The sequence below is a fragment of the Pseudomonas sp. BB438 genome (genome assembly GCF_057180225.1).
Genome location: NZ_CM170001.1, coordinates 2191329 through 2215803, shown reverse-complemented (window position 1 = coordinate 2215803; position 24475 = coordinate 2191329). Strand labels below are relative to the sequence as shown.

Below are 24475 nucleotides of genomic sequence, written 5' to 3'. Positions count from 1 at the left end.
AGCAAACAAAGCGCACAAACCCGCGACACAGGCAGACCCGAGGCTGTCATCACCGGAGAACCCTCCGGTTCGGCAACCATGGAGACTCTCCTATGATCAGCGGCGTGAGCAGCAGCTATGCGAGCTACTACACCAGCTCGCTCGCCCGGACCCAGACCGCCAGCAGCACTACCGCCACGCAGAGCGGCAACACTGGCGGTTCCCAGGGCGCGGCAAAATTCCAGCAAGACCTGTTCAAGTCCATCGACAGCGATGGCGATGGCAGCATCAGCAAGGACGAACTGACCAGCGCGCTGTCCTCCAGCGACGACTCGGACAGCAGCGATATCGACATCGATGCGCTGCTCAGCGAACTGGACAGCGATGGCAGCGGCGGCATCTCCCAGGACGAACTGTCGGCAGCCATGCCGCCTCCCCCGCCGCCTGGGGGCATGGGTGGAATGGGCGGTGCGGGCGATTCCGCCGAAAACCTGATCAGCGCCCTGGACAGCGACGGCGACGGCAGCATCAGCAGCGACGAACTCTCCGCCCTGGGCAGCAGCGACGACAGCGAGCGCCTGAGCGAACTGTTCAGCCAGCTCGACGCCGATGGCAGCGGCTCCATCAGCAGCGACGAGCTTTCCAGCGCACTACAGGCCCAGCGCAGCGACGGCCCGCCGCCGCCCCCGCCGCCGTCTGCTTCCAGCGGCTCGTCCGGCGACGCCTCCAGCAGCACCTCGGACAGCGCGACGAGCACCGCCTCCAGCACCTCCTCGACCAGCGCCAACACCGGCGCCGCGTACCAGAAGCTGGTCGCCAACCTGCTCAAGCAGTACCAGAGCAGCGAAGTGACCGCTCTCCAGGCGACCAGTGGCAGCCTGGTCAACATCGCCGCCTGATCCGCACGCGATACCCCTCCGCCGGAGCGCCCCCCGCCCCGGCGGCTTCCCCGCACTGTTCCCCATTGCCAGCCTCCCGCCACTGACCTAGTCTTGGCCTCTTCAAATTCATCCGATGATTGGATGTTTCCATGCCAAGCCCTATTCAGAAACGCTCGCTGGTGGACATCGCCCTCGAGCAGATCCGCCTGCGTATCGACGACGGCACCTGGCCGCTGGGCCAACGCCTGCCGCCGGAGCCCGAGCTGGCCGAGTCCCTCGGTATCAGCCGCAATACCGTGCGCGAAGCCGTGCGCGTGCTCACCTTCTCCGGTGTGCTGGAAGTACGCCAGGGTGACGGCACCTACGTACGCGCCTGCGCCGACCCGCTGGACACCATGCTGGTGCTGGCCCGCAGCTCGGTGGAACAGGCGCTCGAAGCGCGCGGCATCATCGAGGTGGAAGCCAGCCGGCTGGCCACCGAGCGGCGCACCGAGGCCGACCTGGCCGCCCTGCACGAGGCGCTGGAGGTCTCCGCCGTCCACCACGGCGGCGCGCTGGACGACTACATCGCCCACGACCTGGCCTTCCACCAGCGCGTGGTGGACAGCGCCCACAACCCGGTGCTCAGCGAGCTGTACCGCTACTTCTCCCAGGTGATCCGCGCCGGCCTGGAGCGCACCATCGGAGACCCCAGCCGGCCGCAACCCAGCTTCGAACTGCACCGCGAGCTGGTGGAGGCCATCGCCCGCGGTGACGCCGATGCGGCCGCAAAAGCGAACCGCGCGCTGCTGATCTGACTCCCAGCTCCTTCTACGAACGCTTTCTGCCTTGCTGCCCTGGAATGCCCACCATGTCCTTGCCCAATGACCCGAAAGACACCGAACACCAGGTGTCCTGCCCGCCCGAAGAACTGCTGATCGACGCGGAAGACGACAGCGCCGCGAACGCCAAGCCGCGCCCACCACGCACCTGGCTGTTGCTGCTCGGCCTGGTGCTGGTGGCAATGAACCTGCGGCCGGCGCTTTCCAGCCTGTCGCCGCTGCTCAACACGGTGCGCGACGGCACTGGGCTGTCAGCGGCCGCCGCGGGCCTGCTGACGACCCTGCCGGTGCTCTGCCTGGGACTGTTCGCCCCCCTGGCACCGATGCTCGCTCGGCGCCTGGGCGCTGAGCGCACCGTGCTGCTGATTCTCTTCACCCTGGCCGGCGGCATCGTGCTACGCAGCCTGTTCCCGGTGGCCGGACTGTTCCTCGGCAGCCTGGTGGCCGGCGCCAGCATCGGCGTCATCGGCGTACTGCTGCCAGGTATCGTCAAGCGCGACTTCCCGCACATCGCCGGGACCATGACCGGCGTCTACACCATGGCCCTGTGCCTGGGCGCTGCCACCGCTGCGGGCGCCACCGTACCGCTTGCCAGGCTGATGGATAACAACTGGCAGATAGCACTGGCGTTCTGGGCGATTCCGGCCGTGGTCGCCGCGGCGATCTGGCTGCCGCAGACCCGCCAGAACCATCACGCCCATCGCACGGTGTACACGGTGAAGGGCCTGTGGCGTGACCCACTGGCCTGGCAGGTGACGCTGTACATGGGCCTGCAGTCGTCGCTGGCCTACATCGTCTTCGGCTGGGTGCCGTCGATCCTGATCGACCGCGGCCTGAGCGCGGTGGAGGCCGGGCTGGTGCTCTCCGGCTCGGTGATGGTGCAGCTGTTCAGCGCCCTGGCCGCCCCCTGGCTGGCGACCCGCGGCAAGGACCAGCGCATCGCCGTGGTGATCGTCATGGGCCTGACCCTGGCCGGCCTGCTCGGCCTGCTGCTCGCTCCACTCTCGGGCATCTGGGGCTGGGCCGTGGTGCTCGGCCTCGGACAGGGCGGCACCTTCAGCATCGCACTGGCGCTGATCGTGCTGCGCGCGCCGGACTCCCACGTCGCCTCCAACCTGTCCGGCATGGCCCAGGGCGTGGGCTACACCCTGGCGGCCTGCGGCCCCTTTTTGGTCGGCGTGGTGCACGACGCGACCGGCGGCTGGGCGGCGACCGGGGTGATCTTCGTGGTGGTGACGCTAGCGGCCATTGCGTTCGGCCTGGGCGCCGGTCGCGACAAGCTGGTGCAGGTGAAGAGCGAGCACATTTGAGCTCGCCTTGCGGCGAAGCGCTTGGGCAGGAGCGAGCCTGCTCGCGAACAGCGCCGCATCGAAACGACGAAGCCAGTTTTTGCGCCCTCTCCCTTCAGGGAGAGGGGACGTCCCACGCGGACGTCTCACACCACCGGCGGCGGCGGTGGCCGGTGCGAGCTATCGACCCACGCGCTGATCAGGTTGTAGACCACCGCCAGCAGCACCGGCCCGAGGAACAGGCCGATGAAGCCGAAGCTGAGCAGCCCGCCGAGCACGCCCAGCAGCACCACCACCAGCGGCAGGTTGCCGCCACGGCTGATCAGGTAGGGTTTGAGGATGTTGTCCACGCCACTGATCACGAAGAAGCCCCAGATGGCCATGAACACCGCGTAACCGTAGCTCTCCTGGTAGAACAGCCAGAGCACCGCCGGCCCCCAGATCAGCGGCGGCACCATCAGCAGGCTGCAGACGAAGGTCAGCAGCCCCAGCACCAGCGGGCCCGGCACGCCGGCAATGAGGAAGCCGATAGTCGCCAGCACCCCTTGCGCGGCGGCCGTCCCGATCACGCCATTGACCACCCGTTGCACGGTCCCGGCGATGATGTCCATGTACTGCTGTGCGGTATCGCCGATGAGGCGCTGCAGCATCCCGTGGGCAAACGCCTGCAGGCGCAGACCATCGCGATAGAAGAAGAAGATCAACACCAGGCTGAGCACGAGCTCGAAGATACCGGCGCCCAGTTTGGCGCTGCGCGCCAGCATCCAGTTGCCTACCTCACCCATGTATGGCTTGAGTGCGGAGAACATCGCGACGCCCTGCTGGTCGGCCTGGTACCACCAGCCGATCAGGCGATCACCGATCAGCGGCACTCGAGCCATCCATTCCGGCGGCGGCGGCAAGCCCGAGACCTGCAGGTTCTTCACCAGCTCCACGCCTTCGCGCACCCGGTCCACCAGCCCGAAGCCCAGCCACACCAACGGCAACGCCACCAGCACGATCCAGCAGACTGTCAGCACGCCGGCCGCCGCCGCTTGACGGCCGCCCAGCAACTGGGTGAGCAGGCGCATCAGCGGCCAACTGGCGAAGGCCAGCACGGCCGCCCAGACCAACGCCGACCAGAAGGGCAGCAACACCCAGATGCTGGCCGCGAGCAGCCCAAGCAACAGCAGGCGCAGCAACAGGCGATCATTGTCGAACATTGGAAACCCCGGTTGGCTCGAAAGCCCCAGTGTAGGGCGTTTCGACCTTCAGCGTCGGAGAATCAACGTAGGGAAATCAGCGCAACCAGGTCAGATGCAGCCCATCGCTGTCATCCTTGCCCTGCTCCAGGCGAGCGTCGCGCACGCCCTGGGCGGTGAGTGCCGAGCGCCAGTCTCCCGCATGCTTGCCGGCCAACTCCACACGCACGCCAGTGTCCAGACGCAGGGTGCGCACCAGCAGGTCCAGCCAGGCGCCGCCCGGCTCCTGCGGTACGTGGCTCAGGGTCAGCTCGCCGTTGGCCTTGAGCAGACGCATCAGGGTCGCGGCGCTGGGCAGCAGCTCGCCGAGGACGGCGCCGCTGTCCAGCTGTTCGGCGTGCAGGTAGGCGCGGCGGTTGCCACGGGTGATGGTGTAGACCGCCAGCAGGCTGTTCTCGTGGGGCGCAGCGAGGCGCACCAGCAGGTAGGCCTGCTGCTCGTCCGGACCGAACAGCTTGGCGTTGCCGAACACCGAGTTGGCCAGCAGGTTGCTGGAGCCGCAATCACGGCTCTCGCACCAGAACAGCGGGGTGGCGTCGGCCTTGAGCAGTTCCTTGCGTGCCGCGGCGAAGGCGCTCTGGCTGGAGTCCTCGTCAGGCAGCCGATAGGTCACGGCGGTCAGGTCGCCGATAGCGCGCACCTCCCCTTCCATGCGCAGCCGCCCACTGATGCGGCTGATCGAGCCTTGCGGGTAGATGCGTTCCTGGCTGGGGGCCTGGTTGAAGTCGACGATCTCCGAACGCGGGAAGCGCGGGAGTATCTCCAGGTCGTGGCTGCCGGGCAGATCGGCAGCGCCGGCAAGGCTGGCGAAGCCGAGCAGGCCGCCGGCGATCAGCGTGCGAAGCAGCCGTGACATCCGGTGCGCGTCGGTCCTGACGAAGTGAGGGTTTTCCGGCCCCTGGCGCGCGGCGGTCTGGATGTCGAGCATGCACAATCTCCCTGAAGCGATCCGTGCAGCGTCGCGGCAGGCCCCGCTTTAGTCAAGCCGCAGGGCGCTACCGGGTGTTTCCCCAAGAGCCTGTTCACGATCTGCTGCGCGTCGGCATAACGGCGTCGTAACAGTCTCGGAATGCTCATCTACAGCTCGTAAACTCCGCTTCCTCGGCTGTTTTCTCCTTGTTCTGCTCTAGCTCGCGAGATCGTGAACAGGCTCTCCGGCCAGCAGGAAGGGTCGGAAGATCGCCGCGACGGCTTCGGCGCCCGCCTCATCATCCAGGTGCAGGTGGTGCTGGCCCGGCAGTTCATGGACCTCGAAGGGCCTGTCCTTGAGCAGTTCGCGGGTGGCCGGCTCGACCATCATCAACCCCTGCTGCGCCAGCACCAGGCTGGTCGGGCATTGCACGGACTGGACAAACTGTCGCGCATGGGCGCGGGTCAGGCGCAGCGGCGACGGCAGGGTCAGGCGCGCATCGGTGCGCCAGGTGTAGCCGCCGGGCACCGGGACCAGACCACGGGAAGCCAGCAGTTCCGCCGCTTCGCGGCTCACCGCGCCGACGCCTTTCATGCGCGCCTCCACGGCACGGTCGATGGCTTCGTAGACCGGTTTGCGCTTGTTCGGCAGGGCCAATTGAGCGCGCAGCGCCTCGCCGAGCTTCTGCGGCGAGGTGTCCGCTTCGCCGGTGTAGGGCACCAGGCCGTCGATCAGCGCCAGGCGCTCGATGCGCTCGGGCATGGAACCGGCCAGCAGCACCGAGACGATGGCGCCCATGGAATGCCCGAGCAGGGAGAAACGCTCCCAGCCCATCTGGTCGGCCACCATCAGCACGTCCAGCGCGTAATCCCACAACAGGTAGCTGGCGCCCGGCGCACGGTGGCCCGAGTGGCCGTGGCCGGCAAAGTCCAGGGCGAGGATGCGCACGCCCTCGAGCCTGGGCGACAGGCGGGCGAAGCTCATGGCGTTGTCCAGCCAGCCGTGCAGGGCGATCACCGGACGGCCGTCTTCCGGGCCGAAGAGGTGCGCGGCCAGCTCGATGTGCGGCAGGTTAAGGCGGATTTCCTGGACGTGGGCGGTCATGGCGATTCCTTAGGCGTTGGCGCGTTGTTGCCAGCGGGCAAAGACGGTCTTGAGCAGCGCGGCGGTGTCCTGCGGGCGCTCCAGCGGGAACATGTGGCCGCCCGGCAGCGACAGGCTCTCGCCCATGGGGATGCGGCCGATCAGGCGGGCATGGTGCGGCAGCACCACGCGGCTGTGGCGGCCGCGCACCATGGTCAGCGGCACGGCCAGTTGCCTGGCGCGGCCCGGCGCGGTGTGTGGCACGTTGCGGTAGATGGAGATTTCGGTGGCCGGGTCGAATTTCAGCCGCAGGCCGCGCGCATCGGACGGCGCCAGCCCATGGCGCACATAGGCTTCCAGACAGTCGCGGTCGAAGCGCTTGAACAGCGGCTTGCCGGCGAAGTATGCCAGCGCCTCGGCAACGTCATCGAAGTCCTCGCGGCGACCGAGGGTTCGGCCGGCGGGCGTCAGCCGGTCGATGAAACCGAAGCGCTTGGCGATGCGGATCACCAGTTGGTCGGCCAGCGTCAGCAGCGGCGAATCGAGCATCACCACGCCGCGGTACAGCTCGGGTTTGCGCAGCGCCGCGTGGTAGTGCAGCACGCCACCGAGGGAATGGCCGACGCCCCACACAGGCTCGTCCAGCGCCTCGAGGTGATGCAGCAGCTCTTCCACCAGGTTTTCCCAGTTGGCGTTCACCGGGAAGCGCGGGTCATGGCCGTGCATGTCCAGCCGATGGACCCGGTAATCCGGCTCCAGGGCATCGAACAACTTGCCGTAGGTCCCCGAAGGGAAGCCGTTGGCGTGGGCGAAGAAAACCGCTTGCGACATGCTGGGTGAACTCAGGGGAATGACAGCCTGAATTTTCCGACAGCATCACCGGAGCAGCAATGACCCGCTCTCCCGCGAATGACGGCACTACGGCCAAAGTCCATGGCGCTCCGGCGGATTTGCCCTGATCCTCGCGCGTTTTTCCCTCACACCCAATGCGTCGCGTGGTTCACCACGCTGATCAGGATGCCGCCCGCCACCAGCAGGAACACCAGCCCGCAGGCGCCATCGATCGCCGGCACGGCGCGCAGCAGGCGCTGCTGCCACAGCGGACGGGTTAGGAGCACGCTGAGCAGGCTGAACCAGATGAAGCCGGTGCCGAACAGCATGACCGCCACCGCGACCTTGCCGGGCGCCGACATGTCCGCCGGGATGAGGCTGGTCAGCAGCGCGAGGAAGAACACCAGCGCCTTGGGATTGAACAGATTGGTCGCCAGTCCGCGCAGCCAGGGGCCAAGCGTCGAGTCCGGCAGCTCGCCGTCGATCCGCCCTGCCCCTCCCGGTTTGCGCAATGCGCGCAGGGCGCCGACGCCGAGCCAGGCAAGGTAAGCCGCCCCCACCAACTGCAGCGCGCTGAACAACAGCGGCGAGCGGCTGAGCAGCAATGTCACGCCCGTCAGCACCAGCGTGCCGTGAACCAGGATGCCGCAGGCCAGCCCGAGGGCGCTGAGCACGCCGGCGCGGCGCCCCTGGTGCAGCGAGGTGCGCACCACCAGCGCGACGTCCGGGCCGGGGCTGACCAGGGCGACCGCGAACACGGCGGTGAGCATGAGCAAGACGTGAACCTCCTGCATGGCGGGATTCTCCAGTGGGAAAGGAAACGGGATTGGGTGGTGGATCAGCGCTGGCGAAGTCGCGCGGGCGGCAATCCGTAGGTACGGCGGAACAGTCGGCTGAAGTGGGCCTGGTCATAGAAGCCCAGGCTCAGGGCGATCTCCGACAGCGGCTGGCCCTTGATCACCCGTGGCAGCGCGCGCTCCAGGCGCAGCTGGGTGAGCCACTGGTGCGGCGGCAATCCGCACTGGTGGCGGAAGCGGCGCAACACCTGCCAGGGGCTGAGGTCGCAGAACTCGGCAATCTCTTCCAGGGTGGGCGGGTTTTCCAGGCGCGACTCCAGCCACTCGCGGATGCGCGCCCAGGTCGGCGCATCGAAGCCCTGCCCCGGCTCGCGGATACGCAGGCTGGAGGCGCGCTCCAGCAACGCAGCCAGTGCCTGCCAGAGCTGGCCTTCCTGGGCCAGCCGCTCACCGCCGAGCATCAGCGCGTGAGCACGCTGCAGCTCGACCTGCAGCAGCGGATCGCGCAACTGCGCGGCGGTGAGACGCGGCGCGCCCTGGCGACCATCGCTGAAGGCGCGACAGGCGTCATCCAGCCAGTGCGGATCGATGGACAGCACGCGGATGCGATAGCCGTCCTCGCCCTCGCTGGAACCATCGTGGATGCTTTCGGGGCTCATCAGCAGGATGTCGCCATTCCCGGCCAGCGAGCGCTCACCGCGATGGGTGTAGCGCTGGCAGCCGTCCAGCATCAGCCCGACGTGGTAGTCGAGATGAAAATGCCGGGGAAAGGCGAAACGGCGGTACTCGGCGTCGATGAAACGGACGCCGGGCAAGCCGCTGCTGTGGTGTTCGATGCGTTCCATGGGCCTACTGTACCGGCGCGGAAACGGCGGGTCTTGGACAAAATTGCGAGGGTGCAGAAAATGGCGGAGCCGCAGGAGCGAGCTTGGTCGCTCCTACGAAAGCAAGAGCTTCTCACCCTGGCCCTGGCTGCCGGAGCAGGAATCGATGGGTATCGCTTCGCTCCACGCCATCCTACGGCGCAGCCGCAGGCTCAACGCTCCAGCGGCACCACCGCCATGGTCAGCCGCGAGATGCAGCTGGGCTTGCCGTCATCGCCCTGCAGACGGATTTCCCAGACGTGAGTGGAGCGGCCGATATGCACCGCCTTGGCCACGGCCGTCACCCGCCCGCTGCGCAGACCGCGCAGGTGGTTGGCGTTCACCTCCAGGCCGACGCAGTAGTACTTGCTGCTGTCCAGGCACAGGTAGCTGGCGGTGGAGCCGACGGTCTCCGCCAGCACCACCGAGGCACCGCCGTGCAGCAGGCCGTAGGGTTGGTGGGTGCGCGAATCCACCACCATGCTGGCGGTCAGCGAGTCGTCGTCGAACGCCTCGAAGCGGATGTCGAGCACTTCACCGATGGTGTTCTTCAGGTTGGCATTGAGCTTTTCCAGGTCGGGGGTGGTGCGCCAGGTCATTCGAAAGTCCTTCTGTCATTCATGCCATTGCACCGCCTCGCGGCGCTCCGCCCATTCATTGAAGCGCTTGCCGTAGGTCCCTTCCACCACGTTGCGCTTGATCTTCAGGGTCGGCGTGAGGAAGCCGTTGTCCACGGTCCAGACGTCCTTGACCAGCACCAGACCGGCCAGGCGCTCGTGCTTGTCCAGCGCTTCGTTCACCTCGCTCAACAGCTCCTGCAGGCTCTGCTCCAGCTGGCTGCGCGAGCCGTTGGCGGCTTCCTGGCGGCCGACCTCGGAGAGCACGCAGAGGCCCAGCGGCGCGATCAGGCCGTCGCCGACCACGCAGATCTGTTCGATCCGCGAATGCACGGCCAGGCGGTTCTCGATGGGCGCGGGAGCCACATACTTGCCCTTGGCGGTCTTGAAGATTTCCTTGATGCGCCCGGTGAGGCGCAGGTGGCCGTCGGCGTCCTGCTCGCCCTTGTCGCCGGTGCGCAGGAAGCCGTCCTCGGTAATGGTCTCGGCGGTACGTTCCGGGTCCTTGAAGTAGCCCACCATGGTCGCGCCACTGCGTACCTGCACCTCGCCTTCGTCGCTGATGCGCACTTCCACGCCGGGGCTGTTGCGGCCGATCCAGCCGGCCCGCTGTTCGCCGGGGCGGCAGACATGGGAGTAGCCGCAGTTCTCGGTCATGCCATAGACCTCCAGGACGTTCAGGCCCAGCCGCTGGTACCAGTCCAGCAGCGCCTCGGGCACCGGCGCGGCGCCGCAGAGCGCATAGCGCACGGCATCCAGGCCGAGGCTGGCAAGCACCTTGCGCCCGACCAGGCGGCCGATGATCGGCAGGCGCAGCAGGCGGTCGAGCTTCTGCGCCGGCATCTGCGCGTAGACGCCCATCTGGAACTTGGTCCAGATGCGCGGCACGCCGAAGAACACCGTTGGACGCGCGCGGCGCATGTCGGCGACGAAGGTATCCAGGCTCTCGGCGAAGAAGATCGTCTGCCCGGCGTAGATCGACGCCATCTGAACGAACATGCGCTCGGCGACGTGGCACAGCGGCAGGTAGGACAACAGGCGGTCCTCCTCGCCGACGCCGAACAGGTCGATGGCATGGCTGGCGGCGAAGGCAAAGTTGCCGAAGGTGTGCATCACGCCCTTGGGCGTGCCGGTGGTGCCGGAGGTGTAGATGAGGGTCGCCAGGGTAGCGGCGTCCGGGCGCGGGTCGTCGGTAATCGGCGCCTGCTGCTGGAGATCGTCCCACTGCTGATCGAAGCGACCTGGCGGGTGCAGCGGCAGTGCGACCGTGGGCACGCCCCCGGGAATGCCGCTCTCCATGGCCGGCCAGTCATCCAGCTTGCCGATGAAGGCCACTCGCGCTTCGGAGTGGGTCATCACCTGGCGCACCGAATCGGCGGTGAGATTGGGGTACAGCGGCACCGAGACGTGGCCAGCCATCCAGATGGCGATATCGGCAACGATCCAGTGCGCGCAGTTCTTCGAAATGATCGCCACCCGGCTGCCTTCCGGCAGATCCAGGCCGCGTAGCCAAGCCGCGGCGCGGCGCGCCTGCTCCCCCACCTCGCCCCAGGTCAGGGTGCGCACGTCGCCGCCGCTCAGCGGCTGCACCAGGTAGCGTTTGTTCGGGTGGCTCTTCTCGCGCTGATAGAACAGGTCGAGTGGTAATCGGACTGCTTTAACCACGTGCCCCTCCTTTGTTCTTGTTGTCAGAGGTGTAGCTCAGGGATATAGCGATGGATCAACCAAGCACTTGCTTGGTTGACTATTCCACGCAGCGCAGCGGCAGACAAGGCTGGCCGTGTGAACTTTTGTAGGATTTAACCGAAGGATGGGCACCAGCCGCTCTGCAACGGGCTTCGCGTGGAAACATCCGGGCACGATTTACCGACACGGAAATGCAGAAGGCCCCTTCCGGGGCCTTCTCAGGTGGGGCGATCCGGCTCAGGAATGCCGCGGATGGTAGAGCGACACCAGCTCCATCAGCCCCGCCACCGGTACCTCGCCTTCCAGTTCCGCCAGGGTGGCGGTGCTGAACGGCACGGCATCGCTGCGGCTGCCATGCACCAGCAGCCCGGCCAGCGCCCCCACCAGCGGCTGGTGGGTGACCAGCAGCAGGTTCTGCTCGTTGCGGCCATCGAGGAAGCGCAGCACGTCCTTCGGGTCATCATCCGGAGTCAGCCAGGGCGCAGTGCCGACCGAGCCCTCGAATCCGAGCGCCTCACGGACCAGCTCAGCAGTTTCCTGGGCGCGCACATAGGGGCTGGCGAGGATGCCATCCAGCGGACGGCCGGCGAGTTGGGCGGCGCTTTTCAGCACCTCCTTGACGCCATGGGCCGTCAGCCGGCGCTCGGAGTCGCGGCGGGCCTGGGGCTCGGCTTCGCCATGGCGGAGCAGCCAGAGCTTCAAAGCTTGGGCTCTTCGTCGCGCGCGGGGTGCGGCGCCGGCGGTACGTCGTGCGGAGTCTCGCCTTCCGGTGCGCGAGCGGTCGGCCAATCGGCGAACGGGAACGGCTTTTCTTCGGTCTGGAAGGTGCCGAAGCGGCCAATCTGCGCGAAGTACTGGCTCAGGCTGTCGCCAAAGCCCATCAGGCTGCCGCTGGGCGCGCCGTAGATGATGCGGTAGATCAGCTGGATGATCACCACGGCGCCGAGAATCATCTCGGCGACGAACCAGACCAGCGCGAAGACCAGCATCCAGACGACGCGCAGGACCAGGGATTCCTTTTCCTGACGATCAGCGGACTGGCGTTCAACAGACATGGTGATACCTCCTCAGAAACCGGTGGTGGGAATGAAGTCGACATCGGTCTTCGGCTCGCCGCTCATCAGCGCCCCGATGACCTGCTCCAGGGTGCGGCCGCCAAACAGGATGGCGTTGAGGCCAGCCACCAGCGGCATGTAGACCTGCAGCTCGTCGGCCTTGGCCTTGAGCACCTTGAGGGTGTTCACGCCCTCGGCGGTCTCGCCCATGCGCGCCACAGCGTCTTCCAGGCTCAGGCCTTCGCCCAGGGCGAAGCCCACCTGATAGTTACGGCTCTTGGGTGACGAACAGGTGACGATCAGATCGCCCACGCCAGCCAGGCCGAGGAAGGTCATCGGGTTGGCGCCGAGCTGGACCGCGAAGCGGGTCATTTCCGCCAGGGCGCGGGTGATCAGCATGCCCTTGGTGTTCTCGCCCATGCCCAGCGCGGCGGCCATGCCGGCAATAATGGCGTAGACATTCTTCAAGGCCCCGCCCAGCTCGACGCCGAAGCGGTCGCCACTGGCGTAGACCCGGAAGGTGCGGCCGTGCAGGGCCTGCTGCACCTGGGCGCAGAGGTCCTCGTCCTCGCTGGCGACCACGGTGGCGGTCAGCTCGTGCTCGGCGATCTCGCGCGCCAGGTTCGGGCCGGAGATCACCGCGATGCGGGACTTCGGCGCGATCTCTTCGAGCACCTGGCTCATCAACTTGAAGCTCTGGGCCTCGATGCCCTTGGTCAGGCTGACCAGCATCTTGCCCGCCAGCTCCTCACTGCGGCCGTCAAGCACCTTGCGCAGGGCGCTGGAAGGCACCGCGACGAAGATCATCTCGCAGTCGGCGAGTGTGGCGGCGAGGTCCGTGGTCGGCTCCACGCCGTCGTGGATGCGCACGCCCTTGAGGTAGTTGGGGTTCTCGCGGCGGGTGCGGATCGCCTCGGCCTGCTCCTCGTCGCGCATCCACTGGCGAACACGCTGTCCGTTTTCTGCCAGCAGGTTGGCGAAGGCGGTGCCGAAACTGCCACCACCGAGGACGGCGATCGGTTGCTGCTGTGTCATGTCTGTTCCATTGGGGGCCGCCCTGGAGCGGCGATTGGGGCATTATAAGGCCGCATCGGCGAGCGACCAGTGCGGATCGCGGGACTGGCAATCAGCGCCGCCTCGTTTAACATCCGTCTGACAGGAAACGTCTGACTCAAGACGTCGCCCCAACCGAGAAGAACCGAGAACAAGGCCGTTCCGTGCATCGTCCCGTCCGCGTCCCTTTGCCGCTGTCCCTGCTTGCCGCGCTGCTGGCGGGCAAGGCCGTGGCGGGCGACCTGTTCGTGGACAGCCTCGACGTCCCCGACGTTCTGACCGCGACCCGGCTGAAACAGTCCCCCGCCGAAGTCCCCGGCAGCATGACGGTGCTCGACCGCGACCTGATCAAGGCCTCCGGCGCCCGCGACATTCCCGAGCTGATGCGTCTGGTGCCGGGCATGATGGTCGGCTACCTGTCGGGCAACCAGGCGACGGTGAACTACCACGGTACCAACGTCACCGAGGCGCGACGCCTGCAGGTGCTGGTGGACGGCCGCTCGGTGTACCGCCCGGGGCTGGCCACGGTGGACTGGAGCGACATCCCGGTGGCCATCGAGGACATCGACCGCATCGAGGTCTTCCGCGGCCCCAACGCGGTGAGCTACGGTGCCAACGCGCTAATGGGCGTGATCAACATCCTCACCCGCCACCCCGCGGACAGCCAGGGCACGCGGCTTAAATACACCACCGGGCAGAACGGCGTGCGCGACTGGTACGCCAGCCAGGGTATCCATGACCGCTCCGGCGACTATCGGCTATCGCTTTCAGGCCAGGAAGACGACGGCTTCGACCACGACCAGTTCGGCCGTGACTACCGCGACGGTCGTCGCCTGAGCCGCTTCAACCTGGTCGCCAGTCACAGCCTCGACCTGCGCAACAGCCTGGACTGGCAGTTGGCTGCCAAGGAAGGCAGCAACCAGCGGCCCTACGCCTACGAGCCGATCTTCGGCAACATCGCCGCCGGCGACGACAACTCCGACCTGACCGCCCGCGACTACGCCGGCTCGATGCGCTGGACCTTCGACATCAACCCCGAGCACAGCCTCTACGTGCAGGGTTACGCCGAACACTGGGAACGCCTGCAGGACTTCGACGCCTGCGAGGCACAGATCGCTTTCAGCCCGCAACTCGCGCAGCTCTGGTCGCTGGACCCGAAATACGTGCAGAGCTTCGCCGACTCGCTGCCGCGCATTCCCCGCGGTACGGTGCAGGAGCAGGCGCTGGCGCGGCAGGTCGTCCAGCAACTGGCAAGCGGCGCCTACCTGCCGGTGTGCGGGCAGGTGAACCAGAACATCCGCGAAACCCGCTACGACCTCGAAGTCCAGGACACCCTGAGCCTCGCCGACGGCGTGCGGCTGGTCAGCGGCATGAGCTATCGCCACGACCAGGCCACCTCGGAAACCTACTTCGACGGCACGGTGAACAACGACATCTGGCGCCTGTTCAGCCAACTGGAGTGGCACCTGACGCCGCACTGGCTGCTGCAGGGTGGCGCGATGGTGGAGGACGACCAACTCTCCGGCAGCTCGGTCAGCCCGCGCATCGCCCTCAACTACCTGATCACCCCGCACCACAGCCTGCGTGCGGTGTATTCCGAGGCGGTGCGCTCGCCGGACATGTACGAGAACGACGTGAACTGGAGCTACCGGGTGCGCAACCTCTCGGCACCGGTCTACGGCCAGTCCAGCGCGTACTACTTCGCCCGCGCGCACGGTCCTGGCGACCTCGACCAGGAGCGCATGCGCTCGCGGGAGATCGGCTACAACGGCCAGTTCGACGAACTCGGGCTCGCGCTCGACATCAAAGCCTACTACGACGAAATCCACGGGCTGATCAGCGATCCCTTGAAGGTCTCCGACTTCGAACCGACCAACGACAACGAAATCCGCTTCAGTGGCACCGAAACCCAGCTGGATTGGCGCCTGACGCGGCAGGACCGCGTGCGCCTGACCTATGCCTATGTCGACTACGAGGCCAGCAGCCGCTACGACCAGCGGCTCACCGCGCGCAACAGCGGCTCGGCCGGCTGGATGCGCGACTGGGGACGGGGTTGGTCCAGCTCGGTCTTCTACTACGGCGACGATGCGCTGAACGAGCACCGCTTCGAGCGCGTCGACCTGCGCGTGGCCAAGCGCATCCCCCTGGGCCGCGCGGCGCTGGAGCTCGCCGGTGTACTGCAGCAGCGCCTGGACGACGAACCGCTGACCTGGCCGGAAAACCGCTACGACAATCGCCACCTGCTCTATTTCAGCGCCGAGGTGGATTTCTAGCATGCCTGCCCGCTGCTCAAGGATGAGCCCCGGCCCTCTTCTCACCGCCCTGCTTCTCTGGCTGGCCTGCCTGTTCGCGCTGCCGGCCCAGGCTCGCGACATCCTGCTGGTGAGTACCGAGCAGAGCGCGGCGCTGCAGGACTTCGCCAACGCCCTGGCGCAGCGCCGCCCCGATGATCACGTGCGGTTGGAGTCCCCGGAGAACCTGCCGCCGGCCGCCAGTCTCGATGGCCAAACCCGCCTGCTGCTGCTCGGCAGCGGTGCGCTGAACTGGCGCCTGGCCAGTCACGATGCACCGCCGGCACTGACCCTTCTGGTCAGCCGCGTCGAAGCCCGGCAAGTGCTGGGGGAACGTGACCCGCCACACCTGAGCCTGCTGTGGAGCGATCCGCCACCCGCCCGCCAGCTGCAACTGGCCCTGCAGCTCAGGCCACGCCCGCAGCGCATCGGCGTGCTGCTCGGACCGACCAGCGAGTTCCTCCAGGAAGAGCTTACCCAGGCCGCTCGGCAACTGGGCGTGGAACTGGTCAGCGAACTGCAAACCCGCGCCGATGACACCCGCCCGCTACGAGAACTGCTCGGTCGCAGTGACCTGTTGCTCGGGATGGACGACAAACAGCTTTATAACGCGCAGACCATCAAGGGCATCCTCCTTAGCGCCTACGCCGAAAATCGGCCGCTGATCGGCCCCACTGCCGCCTTCGTCAAGGCCGGCAGCCTGGCCAGTACCTACAGCGACCAGAACGACTGGCTGGAGACCCTCGACACCCTGCTCGACGAGCCGGCGGAGCAATGGCCCCGCAGCCTCTATCCCGAACACTTCAAGGTGCAGAGCAACCGCCAGGTGGCGCGCTCGCTCGGCATCGACCTGCCAGTTGACGCGGAGCTCGCGCAACGCCTGGCCGAAGGAGAGAAACCATGAGTTCCCGCAAGAGCTGGAACATCCAGACGCGCATGCTGGCCATCAGCCTGGGCCCGGCGCTGCTGCTGACCGTGCTGCTGACCAGCTATTTCACGTATTCGCGTCTGCAGGACCTGCGCCTGGAATCCAATCACACCGGCCAACTGATCGCCAACCAGCTCGCCCCGGCGGCGGAGTACGGGGTGATCTCCGGCAACCTGCCGGTGCTGCAGAGCCTGCTGAGGGCGACACTGAGCACCGCCCATGTGCGCTTCATCGAAGTGCGCGATCGCGGCGACAATATCCTCGTCTATGTCGAGCACGCCGCCGATCCCGCGCAGGCGAGCACCAAGGTCGAAATCTTCCACGCGTCGATCCAGCGCGAGAACATCGCCCTCGACGGCAGCGACCTGGCCAGCTCCCACGACATGCTGCCCGCCGCTGCAGCGCCCAGCGGGGACTATCTCGGCCGCGTAGTGGTCGGCATGGCCAGCGATGCCTTCAGCGAACGGCAGCAGGAAATCCTGCTCAAGGCCAGCCTGCTCGCGCTCTTCGCGCTGATTCTCACCTTCCTGCTGGCACGCCGCCTCGCCCGCCGCCTGGCTGCCCCGATCCGAACCATGGGCCGCGCCGTTCAGGCGATCCAGACCGGCGACTACCACACAATCCTGCCTGTGCCGGATGACGGCGAAGTCGGCGACCTGGCCCGGCACATCAACAACCTGGCCCGCGGCCTGCAGCAGGCCAGCCTGGAGCAGGAACGCAGCATCGCCCAGTTGGTGGCGGCGCGGGAGGAAGCCGAAGAAGCCAACCGCGCCAAGTCCGACTTCCTGGCGATGATGAGCCACGAACTGCGCACCCCGATGAACGGCGTGCTGGGCATGCTGCAGCTGCTGGAAACCACCGAGCTGAACCAGGAGCAGGCCGAGTACAGCGCACTGGCCACCGAATCCACCGAACACCTGCTCAAGGTGATCAACGACATCCTCGACTTCTCTCGCGTCGAACGCGGCGCGCTGGAGCTGGAGCGCATCCCGTTCAACCTGCTGGAGCTGATCCAGAGCTCGATCCAGGTCTTCCAGCACAGTGCCCAGCAGCGCGGGCTGGAACTGGAAATGAATGTGCAGGACGGCCTGGACAACCTCGAGGTGCAGGGTGACCCGACACGCATCCGGCAGATCCTGGTCAACCTGCTGGGCAACGCCCTGAAATTCACCGAGGAAGGCGGCGTGCGCCTGGAGGCCACCTGGCAGGCGCTGGACGACGAAGTGCTGTGGCTCACCTGTTCGGTGCAGGACAGCGGCATCGGCATCTCCCGCGAGCGCCTGGAGCACATGTTCGAAGCCTTCCAGCAGGCCGACTCGTCCACCTCGCGGCGCTATGGCGGCACCGGGCTGGGGCTGTCCATCGCGCGCACCCTGGCCGAACGGATGGGCGGCACGCTGGGCGCGGTCAGCGAGGAAGGTTGCGGCTCAACCTTCACCCTGGAGATTCCCCTGCCCTTCCGGGAGCGTCAGAGCACCGCAGAGGAGGGTTTGACGGGCGCCGATGCGCTTGCCACTGGTCAGTCCGTGCTGCTGGTGGAGGACAACCCGGTGAATCAAACGGTCATAGAAGCTATGTTGCGCAGCCTGGGTTATCACGTCACGCTGGTGGGTGACGGTGCGCAGGCAGTCCGCACCTCGGAGCGCAGTGAGTTCGCGGCGATCCTCATGGACTGCCGCCTGCCGGTGCTCAACGGCTACGAAGCCACGCGGCAGATCCGGGCGAAACCGGGCGGCGACCAGGTACCGATCATCGCCCTGACCGCCAACGCGCTGCAGGGCGACCGCGAGGCATGCCTGGAGGCGGGAATGAACGACTACCTCGCCAAGCCGTTCAAACGCATGGAGCTGCAGCGGATTCTGCAGCGCTGGGTTGCTCCAGGTCGTTGATCGACGGAGCGCTTGCCCGCAAACTGCGGACCGGCCCGGGCCTGCGTCCCGAGGGGAAACCTGGCATCGGCGAAAAGTGAACAAGCGTTCGCCGATTGCTGTGACTTTCACTTAAAGGCAATAGTCTATGACTAGGCTGCCGCATGACACCGTGACAAGAACAACGGAACGCGGCGCCGCAGGCACAAGCCAAACAACGCCTGCTATCCAGGATTTTTGAGGAGCTCGCATGACCAAACAAAACGCCTTCACCCGAGAAGACCTGCTGCGCTGCAGCCGCGGCGAGCTCTTCGGCCCGGGTAATGCGCAACTGCCCGCCCCGAACATGCTGATGATCGACCGCATCACCCACATCAGTGATGTCGGCGGCAAGTATGGCAAGGGCGAACTGGTCGCCGAGCTGGATATCAACCCGGACCTGTGGTTCTTCGCCTGCCACTTCGAGGGCGACCCCGTCATGCCGGGCTGCCTGGGCCTCGACGCCATGTGGCAGCTGGTAGGCTTCCACCTCGGCTGGCAGGGTAACCCCGGCCGTGGCCGCGCCCTGGGTTCGGGCGAAGTGAAGTTCTTCGGCCAGGTCCTGCCGACCGCCAAGAAAGTCACCTACAACATTCACATCAAGCGTACGATCAATCGTTCGCTGATCCTGGCCATCGCCGACGGCACCGTCAGCGTCGATGGCCGCGAAATCTACAGCGCCGAAGGCCTCCGCGTCGGCCTGTTCACTTCCACTGACAGCTTCTAAGGGTATCCGCATGCGTCGCGTCGTGATCACCGGTCTGGGCATCGTTTCCTGCCTGGGCAATGACAAAGACACCGTCTCCGCCAACCTGCGTGCTGGCCGTGCTGGCATCCGCCACAACCCCAGCTATGCCGAGATGGGCCTGCGCAGCCACGTGTCCGGTTCAGTCAACCTGAACCTGGAAGAGCTGATCGACCGCAAGGTCTTCCGCTTCATGGGCGACGCCGCCGCTTATGCCTACCTGGCAATGGAACAGGCGATCAAGGATTCCGGCCTCACTCCCGAGCAGATCTCCAACCCGCGCACCGGCCTGATTGCCGGCTCCGGCGGCGCTTCCACCCTGAACCAGATGGAAGCCATCGACACCCTGCGCGAGAAGGGCGTCAAGCGCATCGGCCCATACCGCGTCACCCGTACCATGGGCAGCACCGTCTCCGCCTGCCTCGCCACTCCCTTCCAGATCAAGGGCGTTAACTACTCCATCTCGTCGGCTTGCGCCACCAGTGCGCACTGCATCGGCCAGGCCATGGAGCAAATCCAGCTGGGCAAACAGGACGTCGTCTTCGCTGGCGGCGGTGAGGAAGAACACTGGAGCCAGAGCTGCCTGTTCGACGCCATGGGCGCCCTCTCCACCCAGTACAACGACACCCCGGAAAAGGCCTCCCGCGCCTACGACGCCAAGCGTGACGGTTTCGTCATCGCCGGCGGCGGCGGCATGGTCGTTGTTGAAGAGCTGGAACACGCCCTCAAGCGCGGCGCCAAGATCTACGCCGAAATCGTTGGCTATGGCGCAACCTCCGATGGCTACGACATGGTCGCCCCGAGCGGCGAAGGCGCCATCCGTTGCATGCAGCAGGCCCTGTCGACCGTCGACACCCCGATCGACTACCTGAACACCCATGGCACCTCCACCCCGGTCGGCGACGTCGCTGAAATCCGTGGCGTACGTGAAGTGTTCGGCAGCAACGCCCCGGTCATCAGCTCCACCAAGAGCCTGTCCGGCCACTCCCTGGGCGCCGCTGGCGTTCACGAGGCGATCTACTGCCTGCTGATGATGGAAGGCAACTTCATCGCTGCCTCCGCGAACATCGACGAACTGGACCCGGAAGTCGCTGACCTGCCGATCCTGCGCGAGGCCCGCGAGAACGCAAAGATCGACACCGTCATGAGCAACAGCTTCGGCTTCGGTGGCACCAACGCCACCCTAGTCCTGAAACGCCACAACGGCTGATCGGTGATCCAAACAGGAAAGGCGCCCCAAGGCGCCTTTTTTGTTGTCTGCGATTCCGCCCTACCCTCGCGCTGCCGATCCCATCAGGATGGGCAGACTGGATAGCAGAGAGCATGCAGATGGACTTGTTCATCAGACAGGCCAACAGCGACGACGCCGAGGCCATCAGCCAGGTGATCGTAGCGGCCGTCAGGGAGAGCAACGGCAAGGACTACCCGGCGAGCATCATCGAATCGGTGGCCGCGAACTTTATGCCTGAGCGAGTAATCGAGCTTCTGGAGCAACGCCTGGTTTTCGTTGCCCTGCTGGACGACAAGATCGTTGGCACAGGCGCCCTGGATGGCAATGCCGTGCGCAGCCTCTTCGTCGCGCCTCAGCAGCAGCGCAAGGGCATCGGCCTGGCCTTGATGGGGGGATCGAGCGTGCCGCCCTGGATCGCGGCGTAGAGGCCCTGCTGACCCCCCTCACCCCTCACCGCCAGAAGTTTCTACGTCCGTCTGGGCTTTCGCGTAGTGCGCGAACAACTCCACGGCGAAGAATGCACCCTCATCATGGCCAAGCCCCCCCTTTTTAGGAGCGAGCGCGCTCGCGAACCGCACCCTTCACGGCCCCCGGCTAACGCCTGAACCACTCTCTATGCCGAAGGGTCCCCTGTCCCTTTAGGGAGCGGGCGCACCGCACTGTGGTATCTCGTTGCACAGCGAGCAGCTTTTCCCGCCCCATAAAACAAAACCCCCGACCAGCATTCGCTGATCAGGGGCTCTGGAATTAGAAGCTTGACGATGACCTACTCTCACATGGAGAAACTCCACACTACCATCGGCGATGCATCGTTTCACTACTGAGTTCGGGATGGGATCAGGTGGTTCCAATGCTCTATGGTCGTCAAGCAATTCGGCGGGATGCTCGCCTTGGCGCTCATCCGAATTCGGGTTGCTTACACTAATAGGCAAAGCCCCAGACAGCGAAGCTGACTGGGGCTTTGGGATAGGAGCTTGACGATGACCTACTCTCACATGGAGAAACTCCACACTACCATCGGCGATGCGTCGTTTCACTACTGAGTTCGGGATGGGATCAGGTGGTTCCAACGCTCTATGGTCGTCAAGCAATTCTTTCGGATGCTCGTGGCAGGTGCACACGCTCATCCAGATTCAGGTATGTGACAGGTAACTTGCGGTTCACACGAACTTTCGGTTCGTTACGTCTTCACCGTACAACACGCAAATTGTTTGGGTGTTATATGGTCAAGCCTCACGGGCAATTAGTATCGGTTAGCTCAACGCCTCACAGCGCTTACACACCCGACCTATCAACGTCGTAGTCTTCGACGGCCCTTCAGGGGAATCAAGTTCCCAGTGAGATCTCATCTTGAGGCTAGTTTCCCGCTTAGATGCTTTCAGCGGTTATCTATTCCGAACATAGCTACCCGGCAATGCCACTGGCGTGACAACCGGAACACCAGAGGTTCGTCCACTCCGGTCCTCTCGTACTAGGAGCAGCCCCTCTCAAATCTCAAACGTCCACGGCAGATAGGGACCGAACTGTCTCACGACGTTCTAAACCCAGCTCGCGTACCACTTTAAATGGCGAACAGCCATACCCTTGGGACCGGCTTCAGCCCCAGGATGTGATGAGCCGACATCGAGGTGCCAAACACCGCCGTCGATATGAACTCTTGGGCGGTATCAGCCTGTTATCCCCGGAGTACCTTTTATCCGTTGAGCGATGGCCCTTCCATACAGAACCACCGGATCACTAAGACCTACTTTCGTACCTGCTCGACGTGTCTGTCTCGCAGTCAAGCGCGCTTTTGCCTTTATACTCTACGACCGATTTCCGACCGGTCTGAGCGCACCTTCGTACTCCTCCGTTACTCTTTAGGAGGAGACCGCCCCAGTCAAACTGCCCACCATACACTGTCCTCGATCCGGATAACGGACCAGAGTTAGAACCTCAAGCATGCCAGGGTGGTATTTCAAGGATGGCTCCACGCAGACTGGCGTCCACGCTTCAAAGCCTCCCACCTATCCTACACAAGCAGGCTCAAAGTCCAGTGCAAAGCTACAGTAAAGGTTCACGGGGTCTTTCCGTCTAGCCGCGGATACACTGCATCTTCACAGCGATTTCAATTTCACTGAGTCTCGGGTGGAGACAGCGCCGCCATCGTTACGCCATTCGTGCAGGTCGGAACTTACCCGACAAGGAATTTCGCTACCTTAGGACCGTTATAGTTACGGCCGCCGTTTACCGGGGCTTCGATCAAGAGCTTCGCTTTCGCTAACCCCATCAATTAACCTTCCGGCACCGGGCAGGCGTCACACCCTATACGTCCACTTTCGTGTTTGCAGAGTGCTGTGTTTTTAATAAACAGTCGCAGCGGCCTGGTATCTTCGACCGGCATGGGCTTACGGAGTAAATCCTTAACCCTCGCCGGCGCACCTTCTCCCGAAGTTACGGTGCCATTTTGCCTAGTTCCTTCACCCGAGTTCTCTCAAGCGCCTTGGTATTCTCTACCCAACCACCTGTGTCGGTTTGGGGTACGGTTCCTAGTTACCTGAAGCTTAGAAGCTTTTCCTGGAAGCATGGCATCAACCACTTCATCATCTAAAAGATGACTCGTCATCAGCTCTCGGCATTAAGATCCCGGATTTACCTAAGATCTCTGCCTACCACCTTAAACTTGGACAACCAACGCCAAGCTGGCCTAGCCTTCTCCGTCCCTCCATCGCAGTAACTAGAAGTACAGGAATATTAACCTGTTTCCCATCGACTACGCTCTTCAGCCTCGCCTTAGGGACCGACTAACCCTGCGTCGATTAACGTTGCGCAGGAACCCTTGGTCTTTCGGCGTGGGAGTTTTTCACTCCCATTGTCGTTACTCATGTCAGCATTCGCACTTCTGATACCTCCAGCAAGCTTCTCAACTCACCTTCACAGGCTTACAGAACGCTCCTCTACCGCACATCTTGCGATGCACCCGTAGCTTCGGTGTATGGTTTGAGCCCCGTTACATCTTCCGCGCAGGCCGACTCGACTAGTGAGCTATTACGCTTTCTTTAAAGGGTGGCTGCTTCTAAGCCAACCTCCTAGCTGTCTAAGCCTTCCCACATCGTTTACCACTTAACCATAACTTTGGGACCTTAGCTGACGGTCTGGGTTGTTTCCCTTTTCACGACGGACGTTAGCACCCGCCGTGTGTCTCCCACGCTGACACTTCCAGGTATTCGGAGTTTGCATCGGTTTGGTAAGTCGGGATGACCCCCTAGCCGAAACAGTGCTCTACCCCCTGGAGTGATACGTGAGGCGCTACCTAAATAGCTTTCGAGGAGAACCAGCTATCTCCGAGCTTGATTAGCCTTTCACTCCGATCCACAAGTCATCCCCTACCTTTTCAACGGGAGTGGGTTCGGTCCTCCAGTCAGTGTTACCTAACCTTCAACCTGCTCATGGATAGATCGCCCGGTTTCGGGTCTATACCCAGCGACTAAAACGCCCTATTAAGACTCGCTTTCGCTACGCCTTCCCTATACGGTTAAGCTCGCCACTGAATATAAGTCGCTGACCCATTATACAAAAGGTACGCAGTCACCTAACAAGTAGGCTCCCACTGCTTGTACGCATACGGTTTCAGGTTCTATTTCACTCCCCTCTCCGGGGTTCTTTTCGCCTTTCCCTCACGGTACTGGTTCACTATCGGTCAGTCAGTAGTATTTAGCCTTGGAGGATGGTCCCCCCATATTCAGACAAAGTTTCTCGTGCTCCGTCCTACTCGATTTCACTTCAAAGAACCTTTCACATACGGGGCTATCACCCACTATGGCCGCACTTTCCAGAGCGTTCTGTTAGATTCAAAGAAGCTTAAGGGCTAATCCCCGTTCGCTCGCCACTACTAAGGGAATCTCGGTTGATTTCTTTTCCTCAGGGTACTTAGATGTTTCAGTTCCCCTGGTTCGCCTCTTACACCTATGTATTCAGTGCAAGATACCCGAGTTATCTCGGGTGGGTTTCCCCATTCAGAGATCTCCGGATCAAAGTCTGTTTGCCGACTCCCCGAAGCTTATCGCAGGCTACCACGTCTTTCATCGCCTCTGACTGCCAAGGCATCCACCGTATGCGCTTCTTCACTTGACCATATAACCCCAAGCAATCTGGTTATTGTCTCGAACGTGAAGACGACATTCGCCGAAAATTCGCGCTTGAACTCGCAAATTTTACCTTGACTTGAATAATCACCAGTGAAAGAGATTATTCAGTCTACTTCTATCACATACCCAAATTTTTAAAG

Annotated in this window: 20 protein-coding genes and 3 rRNA genes; 9 read left to right on the top strand and 14 right to left on the bottom strand. The window is 64.2% G+C overall.

Features of this window, described 5'->3' with window-relative positions:
* Nucleotides 1-92: 92 nt before the first annotated feature.
* The 3 genes from xopAW (at nt 93) to AC1ZV1_RS10385 (ending at nt 2991) form a co-directional block, all read left to right on the top strand.
* Entirely contained in the window at nt 93-878 is a 786-nt protein-coding gene (gene xopAW / locus AC1ZV1_RS10395) for a XopAW family type III secretion system calcium-binding effector (RefSeq protein WP_484296632.1), read from the top strand.
* Nucleotides 879-1009: 131 nt separating this feature from the next.
* On the top strand, nt 1010-1657 hold the full coding sequence (locus AC1ZV1_RS10390) for a FadR/GntR family transcriptional regulator (protein WP_484296631.1): 648 nt from the start codon (nt 1010-1012) through the stop codon (nt 1655-1657).
* A gap of 53 nt (nt 1658-1710) precedes the next feature.
* Nucleotides 1711-2991 carry a CynX/NimT family MFS transporter gene (locus AC1ZV1_RS10385; protein ID WP_484296630.1) on the top strand — a complete coding sequence of 427 codons (1281 nt, stop codon included), beginning with the start codon at nt 1711-1713 and terminating at the stop codon, nt 2989-2991.
* Nucleotides 2992-3116: 125 nt separating this feature from the next.
* On the opposite strand, the gene AC1ZV1_RS10380 is transcribed toward AC1ZV1_RS10385, so the two are convergent.
* From AC1ZV1_RS10380 to AC1ZV1_RS10330, 11 genes are all read right to left on the bottom strand, one after another.
* Entirely contained in the window at nt 3117-4172 is a 1056-nt protein-coding gene (locus tag AC1ZV1_RS10380) for an AI-2E family transporter (RefSeq protein ID WP_484296629.1), read from the bottom strand.
* 76 nt (nt 4173-4248) lie between these two features.
* Nucleotides 4249-5139, bottom strand: a complete 891-nt coding sequence (locus tag AC1ZV1_RS10375; protein WP_484296628.1) for a DUF4892 domain-containing protein — start codon at nt 5137-5139, stop codon at nt 4249-4251.
* A gap of 198 nt (nt 5140-5337) precedes the next feature.
* Nucleotides 5338-6225, bottom strand: coding sequence for an alpha/beta hydrolase (locus tag AC1ZV1_RS10370; protein WP_484296627.1), 888 nt, complete (start codon nt 6223-6225; stop codon nt 5338-5340).
* Between the two features lie 9 nt (nt 6226-6234).
* Nucleotides 6235-7035 (bottom strand): alpha/beta fold hydrolase, encoded by an 801-nt coding sequence (locus tag AC1ZV1_RS10365; protein ID WP_484296626.1) that lies wholly within the window; start codon nt 7033-7035, stop codon nt 6235-6237.
* Nucleotides 7036-7181: 146 nt separating this feature from the next.
* On the bottom strand, nt 7182-7829 hold the full coding sequence (locus AC1ZV1_RS10360) for a LysE family translocator (RefSeq protein WP_484296625.1): 648 nt from the start codon (nt 7827-7829) through the stop codon (nt 7182-7184).
* A gap of 44 nt (nt 7830-7873) precedes the next feature.
* Nucleotides 7874-8677, bottom strand: a complete 804-nt coding sequence (locus AC1ZV1_RS10355; RefSeq protein WP_484296624.1) for a helix-turn-helix domain-containing protein — start codon at nt 8675-8677, stop codon at nt 7874-7876.
* Nucleotides 8678-8868: 191 nt separating this feature from the next.
* The gene (locus tag AC1ZV1_RS10350) at nt 8869-9294 is read right to left on the bottom strand and encodes a hotdog fold thioesterase (RefSeq protein WP_484296623.1); all 426 of its coding nucleotides are present in this window, start codon (nt 9292-9294) and stop codon (nt 8869-8871) included.
* Nucleotides 9295-9309: 15 nt separating this feature from the next.
* Nucleotides 9310-10977: an AMP-binding protein gene (locus AC1ZV1_RS10345; RefSeq protein WP_484296622.1), complete on the bottom strand. Its 1668-nt coding sequence runs from the start codon at nt 10975-10977 to the stop codon at nt 9310-9312.
* Between the two features lie 258 nt (nt 10978-11235).
* Entirely contained in the window at nt 11236-11700 is a 465-nt protein-coding gene (gene sixA / locus AC1ZV1_RS10340) for a phosphohistidine phosphatase SixA (protein ID WP_484296621.1), read from the bottom strand.
* Nucleotides 11697-12053: a DUF4389 domain-containing protein gene (locus AC1ZV1_RS10335; protein WP_484296620.1), complete on the bottom strand. Its 357-nt coding sequence runs from the start codon at nt 12051-12053 to the stop codon at nt 11697-11699. Before AC1ZV1_RS10335 ends, sixA begins: the two co-directional genes overlap by 4 nt.
* Nucleotides 12054-12065: 12 nt before the next feature.
* Nucleotides 12066-13088, bottom strand: coding sequence for an NAD(P)H-dependent glycerol-3-phosphate dehydrogenase (locus tag AC1ZV1_RS10330; protein ID WP_484296619.1), 1023 nt, complete (start codon nt 13086-13088; stop codon nt 12066-12068).
* Nucleotides 13089-13270: 182 nt separating this feature from the next.
* On the opposite strand from AC1ZV1_RS10330, the gene AC1ZV1_RS10325 reads away from it, so the two are divergent.
* From AC1ZV1_RS10325 to AC1ZV1_RS10300, 6 genes are all read left to right on the top strand, one after another.
* The gene (locus AC1ZV1_RS10325; RefSeq protein ID WP_484296618.1) at nt 13271-15379 is read left to right on the top strand and encodes a TonB-dependent receptor plug domain-containing protein; all 2109 of its coding nucleotides are present in this window, start codon (nt 13271-13273) and stop codon (nt 15377-15379) included.
* A 1-nt stretch (nt 15380) separates the two neighbouring features.
* Nucleotides 15381-16301 carry an ABC transporter substrate-binding protein gene (locus AC1ZV1_RS10320; RefSeq protein ID WP_484296617.1) on the top strand — a complete coding sequence of 307 codons (921 nt, stop codon included), beginning with the start codon at nt 15381-15383 and terminating at the stop codon, nt 16299-16301.
* Nucleotides 16298-18214, top strand: a complete 1917-nt coding sequence (locus AC1ZV1_RS10315; protein ID WP_484296616.1) for an ATP-binding protein — start codon at nt 16298-16300, stop codon at nt 18212-18214. The genes AC1ZV1_RS10320 and AC1ZV1_RS10315 overlap by 4 nt, the downstream gene beginning before the upstream one ends.
* A gap of 229 nt (nt 18215-18443) precedes the next feature.
* Nucleotides 18444-18959, top strand: a complete 516-nt coding sequence (fabA, locus tag AC1ZV1_RS10310) for a 3-hydroxyacyl-[acyl-carrier-protein] dehydratase FabA (RefSeq protein WP_017517389.1) — start codon at nt 18444-18446, stop codon at nt 18957-18959.
* Nucleotides 18960-18969: 10 nt separating this feature from the next.
* Nucleotides 18970-20187: a beta-ketoacyl-ACP synthase I gene (gene fabB, locus AC1ZV1_RS10305; protein ID WP_484296615.1), complete on the top strand. Its 1218-nt coding sequence runs from the start codon at nt 18970-18972 to the stop codon at nt 20185-20187.
* Between the two features lie 119 nt (nt 20188-20306).
* Nucleotides 20307-20633 carry a GNAT family N-acetyltransferase gene (locus AC1ZV1_RS10300; protein ID WP_484296614.1) on the top strand — a complete coding sequence of 109 codons (327 nt, stop codon included), beginning with the start codon at nt 20307-20309 and terminating at the stop codon, nt 20631-20633.
* A 328-nt stretch (nt 20634-20961) separates the two neighbouring features.
* On the opposite strand, the gene rrf (AC1ZV1_RS10295) is transcribed toward AC1ZV1_RS10300, so the two are convergent.
* The 3 genes from rrf (AC1ZV1_RS10295) to AC1ZV1_RS10285 form a co-directional block, all read right to left on the bottom strand.
* Nucleotides 20962-21077, bottom strand: a 5S ribosomal RNA gene (rrf, locus tag AC1ZV1_RS10295).
* A gap of 103 nt (nt 21078-21180) precedes the next feature.
* Nucleotides 21181-21296, bottom strand: a 5S ribosomal RNA gene (rrf, locus tag AC1ZV1_RS10290).
* A gap of 134 nt (nt 21297-21430) precedes the next feature.
* Nucleotides 21431-24321 (bottom strand): 23S ribosomal RNA (locus tag AC1ZV1_RS10285).
* Nucleotides 24322-24475: the final 154 nt, after the last annotated feature.

Excerpts from the sequence above, each read along its gene's own strand:
- AC1ZV1_RS10315 (WP_484296616.1), top strand. The coding sequence starts at position 16,298 with ATGAGTTCCCGCAAGAGCTGGAACATCCAGACGCGCATGCTGGCCATC.
- AC1ZV1_RS10330 (WP_484296619.1), bottom strand. The coding sequence starts at position 13,088 with ATGACACAGCAGCAACCGATCGCCGTCCTCGGTGGTGGCAGTTTCGGC.
- AC1ZV1_RS10355 (WP_484296624.1), bottom strand. The coding sequence starts at position 8,677 with ATGGAACGCATCGAACACCACAGCAGCGGCTTGCCCGGCGTCCGTTTC.
- fabA (WP_017517389.1), top strand. The coding sequence starts at position 18,444 with ATGACCAAACAAAACGCCTTCACCCGAGAAGACCTGCTGCGCTGCAGC.
- AC1ZV1_RS10335 (WP_484296620.1), bottom strand. The coding sequence starts at position 12,053 with ATGTCTGTTGAACGCCAGTCCGCTGATCGTCAGGAAAAGGAATCCCTG.
- AC1ZV1_RS10300 (WP_484296614.1), top strand. The coding sequence starts at position 20,307 with ATGGACTTGTTCATCAGACAGGCCAACAGCGACGACGCCGAGGCCATC.
- AC1ZV1_RS10320 (WP_484296617.1), top strand. The coding sequence starts at position 15,381 with ATGCCTGCCCGCTGCTCAAGGATGAGCCCCGGCCCTCTTCTCACCGCC.
- fabB (WP_484296615.1), top strand. The coding sequence starts at position 18,970 with ATGCGTCGCGTCGTGATCACCGGTCTGGGCATCGTTTCCTGCCTGGGC.
- AC1ZV1_RS10360 (WP_484296625.1), bottom strand. The coding sequence starts at position 7,829 with ATGCAGGAGGTTCACGTCTTGCTCATGCTCACCGCCGTGTTCGCGGTC.
- AC1ZV1_RS10365 (WP_484296626.1), bottom strand. The coding sequence starts at position 7,035 with ATGTCGCAAGCGGTTTTCTTCGCCCACGCCAACGGCTTCCCTTCGGGG.
- AC1ZV1_RS10385 (WP_484296630.1), top strand. The coding sequence starts at position 1,711 with ATGTCCTTGCCCAATGACCCGAAAGACACCGAACACCAGGTGTCCTGC.
- AC1ZV1_RS10390 (WP_484296631.1), top strand. The coding sequence starts at position 1,010 with ATGCCAAGCCCTATTCAGAAACGCTCGCTGGTGGACATCGCCCTCGAG.
- AC1ZV1_RS10380 (WP_484296629.1), bottom strand. The coding sequence starts at position 4,172 with ATGTTCGACAATGATCGCCTGTTGCTGCGCCTGCTGTTGCTTGGGCTG.
- AC1ZV1_RS10375 (WP_484296628.1), bottom strand. The coding sequence starts at position 5,139 with ATGCTCGACATCCAGACCGCCGCGCGCCAGGGGCCGGAAAACCCTCAC.
- AC1ZV1_RS10370 (WP_484296627.1), bottom strand. The coding sequence starts at position 6,225 with ATGACCGCCCACGTCCAGGAAATCCGCCTTAACCTGCCGCACATCGAG.
- AC1ZV1_RS10350 (WP_484296623.1), bottom strand. The coding sequence starts at position 9,294 with ATGACCTGGCGCACCACCCCCGACCTGGAAAAGCTCAATGCCAACCTG.
- xopAW (WP_484296632.1), top strand. The coding sequence starts at position 93 with ATGATCAGCGGCGTGAGCAGCAGCTATGCGAGCTACTACACCAGCTCG.